Origin of the sequence: Brasilonema sennae CENA114, assembly GCF_006968745.1 — a bacterium.
In the GTDB taxonomy this organism is placed as follows: domain Bacteria; phylum Cyanobacteriota; class Cyanobacteriia; order Cyanobacteriales; family Nostocaceae; genus Brasilonema; species Brasilonema sennae.
Genome location: NZ_CP030118.1, coordinates 5,485,822 through 5,502,080, shown reverse-complemented (window position 1 = coordinate 5,502,080; position 16,259 = coordinate 5,485,822). Strand labels below are relative to the sequence as shown.

Below are 16,259 nucleotides of genomic sequence, written 5' to 3'. Positions count from 1 at the left end.
AAGTAATACGTTAGATAGATGAAATAGTCCAATCAGAAAGTGTTAAGCTAGTTTAACAAATGATTCCGGAATTTTGTTTTTATGCGCTGTTGTTATAGATAGCGTGTTGTGGCTCAACAACGTAGATTGTCAAACGAAACATATTTCTTCCCAACAGCATCTCTCATATGCACACATTAACGCCTCTGCTTTTGTTCAGATGTGAGAAACTATGGCTCTGTTTTTTCTACTTCCGCTTTTTACTGGTTTAGTTGGTGGCTATATCTTCAAGAAAAGTACCGATGAAATCGGGTACTTGGTGGGGGTATTTGCAGCTATCTGTATAGTCCTAGGTTTAATTTTTGCACCTTGGCAGATATTGCTTTTGGTACTGATTTTGACCCTTACAGTTCCGAAAAAACTCTTAGGAAAAAATGAGTATCAAGTCATTTCTAGTGAGGAAGTAAAACAAGAACCATTACCCACTGATAAGCAGGAACAGGTTGTTTCTAAACCTGAGAATTACGAGGTTGTTAAACCTGATGATTATGAGGTTGAACTAATACGTAATTATCAGCATATGATCTACTAAGCTGACTCCCTCAGTTGTTTGCTCAAAACTGTTTGTTCAAACCAGCCCCACAAGCGGCGTATCACCCGCTATGAATGAAGCAAACACCTTTTGCCCGTTCGGACGTTCGGCTAAGCTATCTCCTGAGCCCTGAGTCCCAAAGGGACACGCTGCGCGAACGGGCACGGCTTGAGGCCGAACGGAGACGCTACGCGAACGACGCCCCTCAGCTTCCGCTACAACGACCGGCTCAGCACAAGTCAGTCGAGCCCCTGACGCTCACCTTGGCGTTGGCTGTTAAGCGTACCCTGTATTTACTCAAAGGATTAATCTGCGTATTTCTGCTTATGCCTTGCTAAAAGCTGGAGATACTTTTCATTCATCTTGGCTTGCATCCACTTTTCTTTAAAGATTGCTGCTGATTCAGCTTTAATAGGATCTACTTCATTTGGTAGAATATCTAGTCTGGCTTGAGTGTGAGCTTCTTTAGAAGTTTCTTTTTGGGGGTTAGTTTTGTACTTTCTACCACTTTTATGGTTAGCGTAGCGGCGCGAGCGTGTATACCCCATCTGTAAAAACTTCCGCGCCATATCAGCACCGACAAAATCATCTTGCTCTAAATATTCAAAAAACATCTGGTAGATTTTTTCGCTAGACTCTTTTGCAATATCTGGAGTTTTAAACCGCCAGTAAGGAAGAATTTCAGATTTGTATGGTTCTACCAAAAGCACTCCCTGTTCACCCTTACCCACGCGATACAGTTCAGGATGTTCTCGAAAGTTAATATTTTTAAAATCTAAAGAATAATCAAACATACATTATATTATACAGCGCATTGCAAGTAATTGAGGTACAATGCTCTTGTCTAAAAGTCAGGCAGAAAGCCTTTTTACTTCTGACTTCTGATTTCTGAATTCTGCTGTAAGCAAGCACTACCACATTTACGGACTTTTGCCCAAACTTTTATTGGTGATTCAGTGGTACTCGAAGATTTTACAAACTCTACTTTCAGAATTTTTAACTTCTCTTGAGGCTTAAGAATAGCTAAAGCTTTTTGTTGTTGATGACTAAAGTTTGGCGGTTGTGGTTTATTGTCCCTCAACGTAATGCCTGGTTCAACAGCGACAGCTACTATCGACCCTACAGATGGAATAATCGGTGAATTAGTAGGCTGTGAACTTTTGATGAGAGTCTTTCCAACCAATACTGAATCTGAGGCTTTGTTGATATTACCTACAAAAATCCAACCATCTGTCATTGTTGGCGCTGTTCTTATCGATGTTGTTTCTGATATTGGAGATAGACTTTGAGAAGATGCTGATGATTTGATGACTAACTGATTTTGTTTTGGGATAAAGCCCAAAGTTAGACCTATCAAACTTATGATAGTTACTCCTACAATAATTCCAGGAAAATTTTGGTTTTTTTCAATTTCTGGTTGAATAGTTAGTTGCTTAAGCTGTTGAGTAGTTTCTTGTTGACTGTGCTGAAATTCTTTTTCTTCCTGTTGAATATTGTTATATTTAATCTCTTTGATATCTTTTATATCTATTTCTTCAAAACTCTTCGGCTGTTGTGAATCATTTAATCCTTGAGGAACCTCTTCAATATTAATCTCATCTGACAAGTTACTATTCTCTTGAGACTCCACCCTCAACTCCTGCATAAAAAAATCTCCTCTTCTCTCTGGCGCTAACGGGAGAGTGGAAGGATGTGATGCGGGAAAAATTACTGTAGGCGGGATGAACTCTTCGTATTGAGGACAATTAGATGAACTTGACATAACATCCTCAACAACTTGAGGACACTGCTTGCTTGACTTCGACAGTTGCTCCGTCACCAATGGCTCTTGGTGTATCTCATTGTTGTTATTACCAGATGGCTTGACTTCCTCAACAGATTGCTTGACTTCGTTAACTGTATTTTTTGATGTAGTTCCAACATCATTTATACTCTCATTAACAGCCTCAGCAACATTCTTAGCTGCACTTACTACAGATGGTTTAGCTTCCTCAACAGTATCCTTGACCGCCTGTACTACACCTACAACGGATGGCTTAGCTTCCTCAACAGTATCCTTGACCGCCTGTACTACACCTACAACGGATGGCTTAGCTTCCTCAACAGTATCCTTGACTGCCTGTACCGCACCTACTACAGATGGCTTAGCTTCCTCAATTGTATCCTTGATTGAGTCTAGTGTACTTACTAACGATGGCTTAGCCTCCTCAACTGTATCCTTGACCACCTGTACTACGCCTACTACAGATGTCTTGGCTTCCTCAACTGTATCTTTTACGGCATTTCCTACACCGTTGACACTATGGTTAATAGTCTCAGCTACACTCTTGGCTGCGTCTACTAAACTATCTACCGTACGGTTAACACGCTCAGCTGTACCCTTGCCAACCAAAGCTCCAGCAACTGCGCCAACTACAGCACCAGAAACTCCTCCAACTCGGCGACCGAGTAAACCACCAATGGCTGCTCCAACTAATCCACCGCCTAGACCTATACCTGCTTGAGGAGCCGTGCGTTGCTCCTTGATCCGGTCAGCATTTTTGCCATACTGATGCTTATTATAACTCATACTAACCGTCTCCTTAAATGACACCAAACAGGCATAACCACTAGCTGAAGCAGCTCGTTATCTATGACCAACCAAACAATTTTTGGTAAAACTTAAAATCAGTAGGGTGGGTATTGCCCACCCTACTGTCTACTTCTGGTTTTCCACTGGGACTAAAATATAGGTTGTCTGGTTATTAGGTACGTTGGCTACGTTGACGCTTTCAGTACCTGAAGGCTTGGCATCTTCAACCGAACTCTTGGCTACGTCCATTGTATTTGTCACAGAGTGGGTAACTCCTTCAGCGGCACCCTTAATGATGTCCATTGTATTGTTTACGGTGTCGTTAACACCTATCGCTGTCGTCTTAACAGTACCCACTGTTGTGTTTACAGTGTCGTTAACGCCCAAAGCTGAACCCTTAACGCTCTCTCCTACATCTTTTACAGTGTCGTTAACACCGTCAGCTATTGTATTTACTGCGCCCCCTACACTTTGTACTGTTTGGTTCAAATTTTGGGCTGCATCCTTGACCTTATCGCCTACATTTTTTACAGTTTGGTTAACCTTTTCGGCTGTACCTTTAATAGTTAAAGCTCCGGCTATTGCGCCCAAGGCAGCACCAATCAGTGCTCCAATCGCTATTTTAGATAACCCATTACTCGTATCTTGAGCTACTTCATAAGCCTCAGGTTGCTCTGTAGCTACATCAGTATTGCCGTTCAGCTGATCCAAAAGCTCCTGGTTCCCATTCATAAAAATCGTTTCCTTTGTACCAAAACTGGTTAATTTCTCTTCTGCTTAGACGACAAAAAATCTACGCTTAGACCTTTGTCTTTGATTTGACAAGGTCTAAGCCGAAAAAACTATCTCTTATAACTTGCGAGGTTCCTATGTTGACAGGTAGTCCAATAGGACTACCTTTATTTAAAAAGGGGCATCATTGTTACGTCTAGGTTTGATTGATGACCCTCGCAATGTTAAATGGCTATTTGTAATCGTCAATCCGAGCTATTTCTTCCTCAAGCGAGTCCCCTTTACCAGAACCCAATGAGGTTTCAGCATCTACAGGCACAACTGGATCAACAAGTAGCTCTTTGTTCTCTGGCCTTGAAATATAGACCACTGGTGTACGATCCATTTCAACTTCACCTTTATTGATTGGCTGGTTGCCTGCAACCGTCCGCTCTTGATATTGATTGCTCTGATTTTCAGAAGGCTTAATATTTTGTGCGCCACTTTGTACAGCTTGGTTCACACCCTGTGCCGTATCCTTAACAGTGTCTGCAGCACCTTGTGCGGCTTGCCTAGTTCCTTGTGCAGCACGATTTGCAGTATCCTTTGCAGTGTCTGCAGCACCTTGTGCGGCTTGCCTAGTTCCTTGTGCAGCACGATTTGCAGTATCCTTTGCAGTGTCTGCAGCACCTTGTGCGGCTTGCCTAGTTCCTTGTGCAGCACGATTTGCAGTATCCTTTGCAGTGTCTGCAGCACCTTGTGCGGCTTGCCTAGTTCCTTGTGCAGCACGATTTGCAGTATCCTTTGCAGTGTCTGCAGCACCTTGTGCGGCTTGCCTAGTTCCTTGTGCAGCACGATTTGCAGTATCCTTTGCAGTGTCTGCAGCACCTTGTGCGGCTTGCCTAGTTCCTTGTGCAGCACGATTTGCAGTATCCTTTGCAGTGTCTGCAGCACCTTGTGCGGCTTGCCTAGTTCCTTGTGCAGCACGATTTGCAGTATCCTTTGCAGTGTCTGCAGCACCTTGTGCGGCTTGCCTAGTTCCTTGTGCAGCACGATTTGCAGTATCCTTTGCAGTGTCTGCAGCACCTTGTGCGGCTTGCCTAGTTCCTTGTGCAGCACGATTTGCAGTATCCTTTGCAGTGTCTGCAGCACCTTGTGCGGCTTGCCTAGTTCCTTGTGCAGCACGATTTGCAGTATCCTTTGCAGTGTCTGCAGCACCTTGTGCGGCTTGCCTAGTTCCTTGTGCAGCACGATTTGCAGTATCCTTTGCAGTGTCTGCAGCACCTTGTACAGCTTGGTTAACATCCTGTGCCGTATTTTGTACTACGTCCAATGCACCTGTTACGGTTTGCCTAGTACCCTCGGCAACACTATTTGCTGTATCCTGGACTATCTCCGCTCCAGCTTGTACAGCTTGGTTAACTCCCTGTGCTGTATTCTGTACTGCGTCCAATGTACCCTCTACAACTTGCTTAGTTCCCTCAGCAACACCCTTAGCCGTATCCACTGCGCCACCGACAACAGCTTGTGTCGCACCATCAGCGAGACTCTTTACCGCTTCCCCGACACCTTTTCCTGTTTGGCTAAGACCCCCACCGATAGTCTTTGCAGCTTCTCCTAAACCTTTTGCAGCAACGCTAACGCCCTGAGCTATTCTTTTACCCGCAAAAGCCGCTGCTACTGAGCCCAATGTACCACCAATGAGTCCGCCTATCAGTGCTCTAGTTAGCATAGGATTTTTGCCTCCGTTTGCTGCTTGAGCACCGGATTGACCATTACTGCTAATTGAATTCGTATAGGCGTCTGTAGATAACCCTGCACCTATGTTTGTCCCTGAATTCGTATAGGCGTCTGTAGATAACCCTGCACCTATGTTTGTCCCTGATGAACCCACACTGGGTTGACCGATGCTCACGCGGTTCGCATCATCTGTTCTGGATACCCCAACCCCTACGTTTGTGCCTACTGTACCAGCATAAGGTTGACTTGTAGTTATGCTGTTTGCAGTATTTACATTCGTCCGTTCCGAAGCCTGCCTGCTCTCAACCATGTCAATCGTTTCCTTAATTAAGAAATTAAAAAGGTTAGCGCTCAGTTGTATGTTGTCTTCACTAGAAAATTTAACGATTACAAATAATAATTGAATTGCTCCAAAGACAGACATACTAAATGGTATAGTCTCTCTAAAGCTATAGTTTGCTTTTGTGGAGGACTATACAAAATTACCGTATACACTCGATTTTGTATGATATAATTTATGACTTATTTCTGAGCTTTCATCTCAGCTTTTGTAAATATTTATTTTGTGTTATGTATGTTTTATTTTTTACTAAAATACCTGACAATCAAGTATTACTGATAATCCTTGCTCTACTTGATAAAAATTAGGAAAAACACTAGAGAATAGAGCGATAAATCAGGGAAAAAGGGCAATGTAACTGTTTTGTTTGCCATTTCGATGATTTCTGCGTGAATTAATTCAATGTCGTCATCTGCATGAAAGAATCGCAGTTTTATGAGATGATGATACTCATCAATAGTGAAGCGTTTGGTAGAGGGAAAAGTCATTAAGTGTACCTTCTGCCTTAATCAGTCAATTGAGTACCGCCATGCTACAAAGTCCTCAATCCCTCAAAAGTGTCCTGACTTCCGGTGACTTGCGACGAGTACATCACATAGCCCTTAACGTCCATGATATGCAAGGCTCTCGACACTTCTACAATCATATTCTTGGTTTGCACGAACTGACTGGTGATGAAGTTCCTGCAACTCTGGTAGACTTAGTCGCACAAGGAAAAGTCGCTAATTTTGTCACTCCAGATGGTACTATTCTCGATTTATTTTGGGAACCAGACTTACCACCGCCAGATCCAAATCCAGAACGTGCTTTTACCAGAGCATACCACTTGGCGTTTGACATTGCTCCTGAATTGTTTGAGCAAGCAGTAGAAGTTTTAAGACAAAATCAAATACAAATTGCCCACGGACCAGTTACACGTCCTACTGGTAGAGGTGTGTACTTTTATGACCCCGATGGCTTTATGATAGAGATTCGCTGTGATCCACAATAGCTGACAACACAAGAAAATAACAATTCAAAATTCGCTCATTCAAAATCAAGACATTTTCAGTTGGAGATGGGGATTTGAACCCCAATAGTTCACCTAAACTGCGTATAGACGTAAAAGTCACCGAACTCTTTAATCGACGATAAAAAAATCTTGACAAAATGACTCAATGACTAATGGCTAATTTACAACAGACATATCAAGTTATTGAAGAGGTGATTACAAAACCTCCAATTCCGCATGAGCCACACAAGCAGTCGTTGAAAGCTTGGGCAATGTATTGTCTACGAGACAATGGTTTTAAGGTAATATATGCTGACAAAGCTGACTTCGCCGTTGAAGCCAGAAATGGTGAAAAGATTTATTTCAAAGTCGCCAAGAATGAAAGTGACTTAGATAATCAATTTGCCTGGATAGTTTGGGATAGTTCCACAAAAAATGCCAGCTTCATTCCACCCGAATCTTAGCTGTTGCGTGTTGTGTTGTTCGTCTGCCTTTTTATTACCTTGCGAGAAAATTGATAAGATAAAGGTAGAGCGATTGCCCAAAGGGCAGACGCCAGAGGCGTATCGCCATCGTACTTTATCATCACTTAATTTTTTAAAAAATGATTTTTGTTGATCAAATCCGGCAATTTTCGATGAAGAATCTCCGCCCTTTGATTCACAAGACAGGGTTTGATGTCGTGAGATTTCCGCCTCGCAAATATAATTTTTTAATCACGTTATTAAAGAACCATAATGTAGACACAGTTATAGATGTAGGGGCTAATCTCGGTCAATATGCGACAGAAATTAGAAGCGAGGGTTTTGATGGGCGTATTTTATCCATAGAACCAGTACCAGAAGTTTTTAACTCTCTTCAAAAAGCGAAAGCGAAAGACTCAAAGTGGTCAGGTTTTAATTTTGCTTTGGGAGCGGAAAATGGAACCACTCAAATAAACTTAACCAATTTCTCCGATTTAAGTTCTATTTTAGAACCCACAGAATATGCCAAAAGTGTCGCACCTGCTTTTGAAGTTAAAGAGAAAATCCAAATTCAATTAAAGACCTTAGATACCTTTTGGAACGAAAATAAGTTAGATAATTCCAAAGTTTTTTTAAAATTAGACTGTCAAGGTTTTGAAGAGCAGATTCTACAAGGAGCCAATGAATCTCTCCAAAAAGTTGTTGGGGTTCAAATGGAACTGTCATTGAAAGCTTTGTATAAAAATCAAAGACTATATAATGATTCCATTGCGTTTATGAAAGAAAACAAATTTGAACTTTATCATATACTCCCAGTCTTTAGCGATGTAAATACCGGACAGCTTCTTGATATGGATGGCTTTTTCTTCAAGAGTTATACGAATCCGGTTTGATTTGGTGAGACCAGTGCTTGATGAGGGTTTCCCGACCTAGGCATCTGGTGAGTCCAGCGCTCTTGGTAGGGTTTCCCTCATGTGCCACTTCTGTGCCCAGAGCAGCGCCTTGCGGTGAATCCAGCGCTGCCAAGAGTTGTGCCTTGCGCGGGTTAAGCGCGTTGTGGCAACTAGCCCCGATAGGCGTAGCCGTGCCGCAGGCATAGGGGGCGCTACGCAAACCCAGAGGGTTTCCCGCCGTAGGCGACGGGCGTTCCCGGAGGGAGCCAGTCCTTGATGAGGGTTTCCCGACAGAGGGACCTGGTGAGACCAGCGCTGCAGGAGGGTCTCCCGACCTAGGCGACTGGCGAACCCGAAGGGCGTTGGGGTTCCCCCAAAGTCTGTCGGGGGAAGCAACCCAAGCGACGAGCTTTGACCGTCGTGGCGACTGGCTGTCGGGTTCCCAAGGCACGTTTTCGGGGGAAGCTTCCCCCGAAAAGCTGCCGCCCCGTTGTAGGCGGAACGCCTCCGGGCAGGGTAGAATGTGGCGTCAGGCGACGGGCGTTCCTGAAGGGCGTTCGCCGTAAGGCGTGCGCTCTGCGCACACCCGAAGGGTAAATAACTGGTAGAGACGCTTAACGCTTAACGCTTTACTCATCTCTGTGTGTCCTCTGCGCCTCTGCTGTTAAAAAATAGGTATTCTTCACTCCACTAAAAGGAGTAGATTCTCATAAAAACTAAAGTCCATGACAAAAAGAAAAAATACTACTATGTTTTGCAAAAAGCCCGCACAGGCGGGCTTTGCTCATATCACTCTAGGCTTTAGCCTACAGGCTTATAGATCATTTTCTACTTGCTACCAGCCCCCGTCGGCATACCCAAAATATCCTCAATCTTCGGCATTTCCTCCAACGGAATCACCCTACCTTCATCCTCAAAATCAGCAATTTGATCAAAGTTCAAATAGCGATACAAATTATCAGCAAAAGGATGAATCTTATTCGCCACAATATCAAGATATTCCTGCACTGTGGGAAGGCGTCCTAACAGCGCACAAACAGCTGCTAACTCTGCTGAACCGAGATAAACTTGCGCGTCTTTGCCCATGCGGTTGTTGAAGTTGCGAGTAGAGGTAGAAAACACCGTCACACCATCAGCAACTCGCGCCTGATTTCCCATGCATAAACTGCATCCCGGCATTTCTGTCCGCGCACCTGCAGCATCAAAAACGTCATACACACCTTCTTCTTTAAGTTGGTGTTCATCCATGCGAGTTGGCGGACAAATCCACAACCGAGTCTTGACAGAACCTGCACCTTCTAACACTTTACCAGTCGCGCGATAATGACCGATATTTGTCATGCAAGAACCAACAAAAACTTCTTGCACTGGATCATTGGCAACTTCCGATAATAATTTGACATTATCGGGGTCATTAGGAGCAGCGACAATAGGTTCTTTGATTTCGTTTAAATCAATTTCAAGAACTTCTGCGTATTCTGCATCTGCATCCGCTTCCAATAGCACTGGATTTGCTAACCACTCTTCCATTTTGGCAACGCGACGCATGATAGTGCGCTCATCGTGATAGCCCCGTGCTACCATATTTCTCAACAACGTTATGTTAGAACGCAGATATTCAGAAACTGTCTCAATACTGAGCTTGATAGTACAACCTGCACAAGAACGTTCGGCGCTAGCGTCGGTGAGTTCAAAAGCTTGCTCAACTTTTAAATCTGGCAAACCTTCTATTTCTAAAATTCGCCCACCAAAGACATTTTTCTTGTTCTTCTTCTCTACCGTCAGTAAACCTTTTTGAATTGCGACGTAGGGAATAGCATTCACAACATCCCGCAAAGTGACGCCAGGTTGTAATTCACCTTTAAATCTTACTAAAACAGATTCTGGCATATCCAAAGGCATTACACCCAACGCCCCAGCAAACGCCACTAACCCAGAACCAGCCGGAAAAGAAATTCCCAAGGGAAAACGGGTGTGGGAGTCGCCACCAGTTCCCACAGTGTCGGGAAGTAGCATCCGGTTTAACCAGGAGTGGATGATTCCATCGCCGGGGCGCAATGCGACTCCGCCACGAGAGAAGAAGAAGTCAGGTAGTTCTTGATGAGTTTTGATGTCAACGGGTTTGGGATATGCTGCTGTATGGCAAAAACTTTGCATCACCAACTCAGCAGAGAAACCCAAACAAGCGAGTTCTTTTAACTCGTCGCGAGTCATTGGTCCTGTGGTATCCTGAGAACCAACAGTTGTCATCATGGGTTCACAGTAGGTACCGGGACGAACACCCGATAAACCACAGGCTTTGCCCACCATTTTCTGTGCTAAGGTGTAGCCTTTACCTGTGTCAGCAGGTTGCTGGGGACGGGTAAACACTGTGCTGGGTTCTAAACCAAGTGCAAGTCTTGTTTTGTCGGTGAGAGTGCGTCCAATCAGTAAGGGAATCCGTCCACCGGCGCGAACTTCATCAAGAATGGTGTCAGGTTTGATGGTGAAGGTGGAAATGACTTCGCCTGCTTCATTAGTGATGTTTCCTTTGTAGGGATAGATGGTTATTACCATCCCGGTTTCCATGTTGCTAACATCGCACTGGATGGGGAAAGCACCAGCGTCTTCAGCAGTGTTGAAAAAGATGGGGGCGATACTTGAGCCTAAAATATATCCGCCTGCTCGTTTATTGGGTACAAAAGGAATATCATCCCCAATGTGCCATAGTACAGAGTTAATTGCTGACTTACGGGAGGAACCTGTACCAACCACATCTCCCACGTAGGCGACAGGATACCCTTTTTTCTTTAACTCAGCAATGGTTTCCAACGCCCCAGGCATTTTACTTTCCAGCATTGCCAAAGCGTGTAAGGGAATATCTGGGCGAGTCATGGCTTGGGGCGCAGGGGATAAGTCGTCGGTGTTTGTCTCACCCGGAACTTTGAAAACGACAACGTTGATGAATTCTGGGAGAACTGGACGAATGGTAAACCACTCGGCTTCTGCCCAAGAGTCTATCACTCGTTTGGCGAAAGGATTGGTTTTGGATAATTCCAAAATATCGTGGAAGGCGTCATACACCAGTAGGGTTTTGCTTAAGGCGGTGGCGGCGTATGCTGCTATAGGTTCTTTTCCTTGCCCACCCATCACCAAAGGAGTGTCGGAAGATGATGATAAGGATATACTAGGACTCTGCAAGAGTTCAATTAATGATTGCACGTTGTAGCCACCTATCATTGTCCCCAGCAATTGCACAGCTTCAATAGGTGAAATCAGGGGGCTAGTGATTTCTTCTTTAGCAATAGCGGTGAGGAAACCAGCTTTGACATATGCGGCTGGATCGACTCCAGGTGGAATGCGTTCGCGCAACAACTCCACTAATGTCTCCTCTTCACCCGCAGGCGGATTTTTTAATAATTCACATAGTTCTGATGTTTGATTTGCATCTAAAGGTAAGGGGGAAATTCCTAGTGCTGCTCTTTCGGCAACGTGACTGCGGTATGATTCCAGCATTCTGCTCTCCAAATATTCGATCCAGAATTCGATTTAATGTTTACAATCATTGCCCATTCATTATGGGTAGTTTTCCCTGATTGTCGGTAACAAGCCAGATGAACAAGTGATAAATTTTCCTAGGTGAATTTTTTCGTCTAGCAAGGACTTATAATTATCACTGGATCATGCCCTAGCGAGTCAAGCTCTTTCCAGTTAAGTTTATTGCTGGCGATTCTTTCTTGAGTTGTCCATCTTTTTCTAAGATAAGATATTTAACTTGTCCGTTGCACAGCATTGCTATTCTATATGCCCAAAACATACACCGTTGAAATTACCCACCAAGGCAAAACTCAGACTTTGGAAGTCCCCGAAAATCAAACCATTTTATCAGTTGCTGATGCAGCCCAATTAGATTTGCCAAGTTCCTGTCATGCTGGTGTTTGTACGACTTGTGCTGCCCAAATTCTATCTGGAAGCGTAGATCAAAGTGAAGGCATGGGTGTAAGCCCAGAACTGCAAAAAAAAGGTTATGTATTGCTTTGCGTTGCTTACCCTCGTTCTGATTTAAAAATTGAAGCCGAAAAGGAAGAAGTTGTTTATCAGTTGCAATTTGGTAAGTAGAGATGCTTTAAACAGCTTGTCTGTATATCCGTCTTAGTGTGTATATAATTAAGTAAGGAATGAAACAATGACAACTCATTTTATTACCGCAGAAATAGATCTACAGGAAACTCCCACAGAACTCCAAAAAGCAATTGAAGTAGAGTTGAAAAAACAGGGAGAACCTTTGCGTTGGGCAGTGACATCTGTAGACGTGAAACAACAATCATGTACCGTTGAAGCTGTTGTGACTACAGAAGGCTAATGGATAATAACTAATAGCAACACTCCCTCACTCCTTATTTCAAGTAAGGTGGTAAACCTCACCCTGCCTCCGGCTTCCCTCTCCTTATGAAGGAGAGGGATTGAGGGTGAGGTCTAATATTAAGATGAAATAATACCGACCTACTTAGAAATAACTAATAACAATTCACAAGTAAATAGCAATTTATTTCTGACTTCTAACTTCTGACTTCTGAATCCTGAATTCTTCTTTTTAACTTGATTACGTGCGTCAATACACTGCTATCTTAATTATTCCTACAGGCATTGGGGCAGCAATAGGAGGTTATGCGGGAGATGCATTGCCAGTTGCCAAAGCTGCTTCACAGGTTTGCGATCGCCTGATCACCCACCCCAATGTCCTCAATGGTGCCAGTCTCTACTGGAACCTGCCCAACACTTTCTACGTTGAAGGTTACGGACTTGACAAATTTGCTGCTGGATGGTGGGGTTTACGCCCAGTTCATCAAAATCGCATAGGTTTGCTTCTTGACCAAGGAATAGAACCAGAATTACGGCTACGACACTTACAGGCAGCGGATGCAGCCAGAGCCACCCTGGGATTATCCATGACAGATTACGTCATAACTGATGCACCATTAAACGTAGAATTACGACAATCTGCATCAGGGATAAGTTGGGGAACGATAGGCAATCCAGATAGTTTATTACGGGCGGCGGAAGTTTTAATTAAAAAAGCGGGGGCACAGGCGATCGCAGTTGTTGCTCGTTTTCCTGATACTCTGGATGAACAAGCAGACCAAAACTACCGCCAAGGAAAAGGGGTTGATCCGATTGCTGGTGCAGAAGCTGTGATCAGTCATTTGATTGTACGAACTTTTCAAGTTCCTTGCGCCCATTCACCCGCCTTCTTACCTTCACCTGTAGATTCCAATTTATCTCCCCGTTCCGCTGCAGAAGAATTAGGTTATACTTTTTTACCATGCGTGCTTGTTGGTTTGAGCCGCGCTCCCCAGTTTATAACTGGGAGGTCATACGAATTGTCCGAATTTGGAGATATTTGGGCAAACCAAGTTGATGCAGCAATTGTACCAGCAACTGCTTGTGGCAACAGCGCTTTACTGAGTTTAAGTCAGAACAGGCGATGCCAAATTATTACTGTGGAGGAAAATCATACTCAGGTAGATGTTCGACCTCAACCTTTAGGGATAAAATCAATACAGGTAAAGACATATTTAGAGGCAGTCGGTGTATTAGCCGCCCTCAAGGCAGGCATTAATCCATCAGTTCTGAGTCCAAATATATCCCCTTTGCAATCTCTAATAAATAGTTAAGAAGTTATTAATTTCCCTCGTCCCCACTCGCTAAGCGCCTCTGGCGCACGCTGCGAAGTGCTGCGTAGGCTTATACAAACACGAAGTGTGCGCTTTTCCATTACGCTCTAATTTAAAATTAGAAATTCGACATTCAATATTAAGAATTCTTTTTTTGAACTTTGAATTGGTTTGTCCCCTTCTCCCCTCATAGATTATCGTGGCACAACAGCACAAGCAAGAGCCAGAAATCCCTTATTTGACACGCACTCAAGTGCTGGTGGCGATGGGAGTGACTGCAATACTTTTATGGATAGTCGCCAAGCTATGGCTACAATTTGGTAACTTTGCCCTCATGCCTTGGCGCTGGGATAAAACAGAGTTGCTTTGGGGCGTGTTGTTAGGTTTAGGCATCACCGCCTTAAGTACGATTATTTATCGCCTATGGGTTCCCTATCGTAAAAGCGCTGATTTTTACTTAGAAATGGTGCTAAAGCCCTTGGCTTTGCCAGACTTGATATGGCTGGGGTTACTACCTGGATTAAGTGAAGAATTGTTATTTCGGGGTGTGATGTTACCAGCCTTTGGATATAGCTATGGGGCTGTGATCATCTCAAGTCTTTGCTTTGGTGTCTTACACCTGAGTGGTTCCCAACAATGGCCTTATGTTATTTGGGCAAGCATTGTGGGAATGTTGCTAGGTTTTAGTGCTCTTGTTAGTGGTAACTTGTTGGTACCAATTGTTGCTCATATTCTGACCAATTTGATTTCTAGCTATTCATGGAAGATTGGGCAGTCTCAAATTGTTAAAAATTGAATAAGAATTGGGAAGTAGGAATCTAACTCTTAGCCGCTTCGCTGCTCAAAACTGCTGTAGCGCGAAGTGACACTCACTCCAGAAGTTTAAAACGATAGCCAGTACTAGAATTGCAAGACTGACTTGGATTGCAAGGCTCGACTTTTACTAGAAAAACTCCGCCCTTGCGATCGCCTGTTTGCGAAAACTGAATTTTTCCCGTTGCTCCTAAAGCCGAAAATTTTGGATTAGACAAAGCTTTTTGTAACTCTTGGCGGGTGTTGCCTTGTTTCAACCCAGCGATAATTGTTTGAAGTGCATCATATGCTGTCGCAGTTCGTGGACTAACTTCTCCACCCCACAGCCCAATGGCTTTTTGAGCAAAAGATTTGTTTCCAACAACATCATTATGCCAAGAGACACCAAACACCATTCCTTTGACATCTGCTTGCCCATACTTTAAAGTTCTTTCAGTATACACTCCTTGGTAACTGAAAAGTGGCAGTCTACCTTTATTTTCTCGTGCTACATCAATAGCTAAGTTCAGTTTATCCGGTCTAGGAATGAGTATCAAACCTTCTGCTCCATCGCTGATGGCTTGGCTAAGAAAAGCACTGGGTTGAAAATCTGGAGCGCTTAAATCGCAAGCGGTACTGGTAACTTTACCTCCATATTTTTTGATGGAATCAGTATATTGTTCTACAATTTCCTGACTGATTTTTTCCTGATTCACTAAAAATGTAGAGTCGCTACAAATAGCGATGTTGGTGAGGCGAGTTTTTTTAGTGATATAGCTGGCGATCGCATCACTAAAAACATCAAATTTTGGAGTCGCATAAAAAACATACTGTGTAGGTTGAGATGGTCTTTTGGGATTGATTGTTGAAACCATTACCAAACCACCTTTATTATAAATTGATGAATCACGGCTAAAGCCTACAACAGCGACGATACTGGTATCTTTTACCAATTCCACGCTGATTTCTTTCATCACATCAAAGTTATCAATACTAATAACTTCAAGTTGTAACGGTAGCCCATTAATTCCTCCGCTGCTATTCACTTCATCTTGAGCTTGAGCCACTCCGCGTAAAGTTTCTTCTGCTTCATTTAAAGAAATACCAATTGGTACAACGACAGCAACCTTTAGGGATTTAGATTTCCCAATTTTGGCATTATTCAAATAAACTAATGTTTCCGGATCATTACGTTTAGCTTGCAAGGATACTTGGAATTTACTGACAGCAGTGCTAAAGTCACCGGCTTCAAATGCCTTGCTTCCAGCATCTTTATCAGAAGGTCTTCCTTCCCTGACAAAAACTTTTTCACCCAAGCTCATTCGGTTTTTTAAAGGTGAATTGATATAAGATGGAGAAATTGAAGCACTATTTGGTTGAAATTGCCCAGAATACTCTTTTTCTGGACGAACGACTCTACCCAATAACCATAAAATTGCTGCTATTAGTAATCCAGCCAGCCCCAAAGAAATAAAGAGGCGAATATTTTCTTGATTTTTCATATACACAACCTCAGCCAACCAAAATTTAT

General features: G+C 43.4%; 16 protein-coding genes. 8 read left to right on the top strand and 8 right to left on the bottom strand.

Annotated features, from left to right (window positions below; all coding sequences use genetic code 11):
• The first annotated feature begins 211 nt into the window (after positions 1 to 211).
• Complete coding sequence (locus DP114_RS35250; RefSeq protein WP_246162678.1) at positions 212 to 571, top strand: DUF4278 domain-containing protein; 360 nt, start codon at positions 212 to 214, stop codon at positions 569 to 571.
• A gap of 305 nt (positions 572 to 876) precedes the next feature.
• Here DP114_RS35250 and DP114_RS23075 read toward each other — a convergent pair whose 3' ends face one another.
• The 5 genes from DP114_RS23075 to DP114_RS23055 all read right to left on the bottom strand — a co-directional run bounded on the left by DP114_RS23075 (position 877) and on the right by DP114_RS23055 (position 6,422).
• Positions 877 to 1,365: a DUF4385 domain-containing protein gene (locus DP114_RS23075; RefSeq protein ID WP_169264700.1), complete on the bottom strand. Its 489-nt coding sequence runs from the start codon at positions 1,363 to 1,365 to the stop codon at positions 877 to 879.
• A gap of 74 nt (positions 1,366 to 1,439) precedes the next feature.
• Entirely contained in the window at positions 1,440 to 3,140 is a 1,701-nt protein-coding gene (locus tag DP114_RS23070; protein WP_171977227.1) for a hypothetical protein, read from the bottom strand.
• A gap of 129 nt (positions 3,141 to 3,269) precedes the next feature.
• Positions 3,270 to 3,875 carry a hypothetical protein gene (locus DP114_RS23065; protein WP_169264698.1) on the bottom strand — a complete coding sequence of 202 codons (606 nt, stop codon included), beginning with the start codon at positions 3,873 to 3,875 and terminating at the stop codon, positions 3,270 to 3,272.
• Positions 3,876 to 4,107: 232 nt separating this feature from the next.
• Positions 4,108 to 5,904 (bottom strand): hypothetical protein, encoded by a 1,797-nt coding sequence (locus DP114_RS23060; protein WP_172195267.1) that lies wholly within the window; start codon positions 5,902 to 5,904, stop codon positions 4,108 to 4,110.
• 320 nt (positions 5,905 to 6,224) lie between these two features.
• On the bottom strand, positions 6,225 to 6,422 hold the full coding sequence (locus tag DP114_RS23055) for a hypothetical protein (protein WP_169264696.1): 198 nt from the start codon (positions 6,420 to 6,422) through the stop codon (positions 6,225 to 6,227).
• Positions 6,423 to 6,463: 41 nt separating this feature from the next.
• Here DP114_RS23055 and DP114_RS23050 point away from each other — a divergent pair, with 41 nt between their 5' ends.
• From DP114_RS23050 to DP114_RS23040, 3 genes are all read left to right on the top strand, one after another.
• Positions 6,464 to 6,925 carry a VOC family protein gene (locus DP114_RS23050; protein WP_169264695.1) on the top strand — a complete coding sequence of 154 codons (462 nt, stop codon included), beginning with the start codon at positions 6,464 to 6,466 and terminating at the stop codon, positions 6,923 to 6,925.
• Between the two features lie 173 nt (positions 6,926 to 7,098).
• Entirely contained in the window at positions 7,099 to 7,389 is a 291-nt protein-coding gene (locus DP114_RS23045; protein WP_171977225.1) for a hypothetical protein, read from the top strand.
• Positions 7,390 to 7,529: 140 nt separating this feature from the next.
• Positions 7,530 to 8,282: an FkbM family methyltransferase gene (locus DP114_RS23040; protein ID WP_171977224.1), complete on the top strand. Its 753-nt coding sequence runs from the start codon at positions 7,530 to 7,532 to the stop codon at positions 8,280 to 8,282.
• Here DP114_RS23040 and DP114_RS23035 read toward each other — a convergent pair.
• Both DP114_RS23035 and acnB read right to left on the bottom strand, forming a co-directional pair.
• A complete protein-coding gene (locus tag DP114_RS23035) occupies positions 8,257 to 8,733 on the bottom strand; it encodes a hypothetical protein (RefSeq protein ID WP_171977223.1) in 477 nt (158 codons plus the stop codon). The two genes, DP114_RS23040 and DP114_RS23035, sit on opposite strands and share 26 nt — an antisense overlap.
• A gap of 377 nt (positions 8,734 to 9,110) precedes the next feature.
• Positions 9,111 to 11,777 (bottom strand): bifunctional aconitate hydratase 2/2-methylisocitrate dehydratase, encoded by a 2,667-nt coding sequence (gene acnB / locus DP114_RS23030; RefSeq protein WP_171977222.1) that lies wholly within the window; start codon positions 11,775 to 11,777, stop codon positions 9,111 to 9,113.
• A 288-nt stretch (positions 11,778 to 12,065) separates the two neighbouring features.
• Here acnB and DP114_RS23025 point away from each other — a divergent pair, with 288 nt between their 5' ends.
• From DP114_RS23025 to DP114_RS23010, 4 genes are all read left to right on the top strand, one after another.
• Positions 12,066 to 12,380 carry a 2Fe-2S iron-sulfur cluster-binding protein gene (locus DP114_RS23025; protein ID WP_169268145.1) on the top strand — a complete coding sequence of 105 codons (315 nt, stop codon included), beginning with the start codon at positions 12,066 to 12,068 and terminating at the stop codon, positions 12,378 to 12,380.
• A gap of 67 nt (positions 12,381 to 12,447) precedes the next feature.
• Positions 12,448 to 12,624, top strand: coding sequence for a hypothetical protein (locus DP114_RS23020; protein WP_169153755.1), 177 nt, complete (start codon positions 12,448 to 12,450; stop codon positions 12,622 to 12,624).
• A 244-nt stretch (positions 12,625 to 12,868) separates the two neighbouring features.
• Positions 12,869 to 13,936, top strand: coding sequence for a DUF3326 domain-containing protein (locus tag DP114_RS23015; protein WP_171977221.1), 1,068 nt, complete (start codon positions 12,869 to 12,871; stop codon positions 13,934 to 13,936).
• A 199-nt stretch (positions 13,937 to 14,135) separates the two neighbouring features.
• Positions 14,136 to 14,732, top strand: coding sequence for a CPBP family intramembrane glutamic endopeptidase (locus DP114_RS23010; protein ID WP_169268143.1), 597 nt, complete (start codon positions 14,136 to 14,138; stop codon positions 14,730 to 14,732).
• A gap of 73 nt (positions 14,733 to 14,805) precedes the next feature.
• Here the strand turns inward: DP114_RS23010 and DP114_RS23005 are convergent, their stop codons facing one another.
• A complete protein-coding gene (locus tag DP114_RS23005) occupies positions 14,806 to 16,230 on the bottom strand; it encodes an ABC transporter substrate-binding protein (protein ID WP_171977220.1) in 1,425 nt (474 codons plus the stop codon).
• Between the last annotated feature and the right edge of the window lie 29 nt (positions 16,231 to 16,259).